Origin of the sequence: Synechococcus sp. R55.7 (genome assembly GCF_047461955.1) — a bacterium.
Lineage (GTDB): Bacteria > Cyanobacteriota > Cyanobacteriia > Thermostichales > Thermostichaceae > Thermostichus.
This window is the reverse complement of record NZ_JANSIC010000412.1, coordinates 1-891: the sequence shown is the minus strand read 5'-3', so window position 1 is coordinate 891 and position 891 is coordinate 1. Positions and strand designations below refer to the sequence as shown.

General features: G+C 57.5%; 1 protein-coding gene. It reads right to left on the bottom strand.

Annotated elements, in window-relative coordinates; translation table 11 throughout:
- On the bottom strand, window positions 1-722 hold a 722-nt coding region (locus NW820_RS12830), incomplete at its 3' end, for an ABC transporter substrate-binding protein (RefSeq protein WP_414407697.1).
- Between the last annotated feature and the right edge of the window lie 169 nt (window positions 723-891).

Sequence of the window (891 nt, the reverse complement as noted above, 5' to 3'; positions counted from 1 at the left end):
AGGCGCAATTTCTCAGTTGCCGTATCCAGCACTTGTCCGTCGGCCTTGGCTTTGTCCAGAAGGGCCAACATATTGCCATCGGTATCACGAATAGTGTCTTGCCAACCCTTGACATAGGCCCGCAAGAAAGCTTTGAATTGCTCAGGCTTCTCACGCAGCAATTGCACACGGGTGATGACGGCATTGCCATACAGCTCAAGGCCGTAGTCGTTGTAAAGGAAGGGAACAATATCTTCCAGCTTGACGCCGCCCCGCACCAGATTGGGCATGGCTGAGGTCATAAAGCCGCTGATGGCATCCACCCGACCTTGGATGAGGAAAGGTTCGCGCAACTGCGGCTCCATAGTTACCCACTCCACCGAGCCCGGATCGATGCCGACTTGCTTGGCAAAGACCGGCCAGAGCCGACGCGGCGCATCCCCTGCCGGTGCTCCTAGCTTCTTGCCCGCCAGTTGGGCCGGCTCCCCAATGCCCTTATCTTTCAAGGTGTAGATGCCAAAGGGAGAGCGATTGAAGTGGACATAGATCGCTACCAAGGGCACGTCCGGATTTTTGGCATTGAACTCGATCATGGAGTAGGGATCCCCTTCCCCCAGGTCGTACTGGCCAGCGGCAATCTTGGTGATGGAATCGGCGGAGCCATAGCCGCGCTCGTAGGTGACCTCCAGCCCCTCTTCGGCGAAGTAGCCCTTCAAGATCGCCGTTACAAGGGGGGTATCCATCGAAGAGGGCAACCAAGAGAGGGTAAACTTCAGGGGCGTCAGTCCCTGGGAAACCAGAAGCGGCCCGCGGCTCTGAGCCCTCGCCTTTAGCCCTCCAACGGCAACCCAAGAGGCAGCCGCAGCAGCAGATTGAAGGAATTGACGACGCGACGATTTCGGGATGGACATA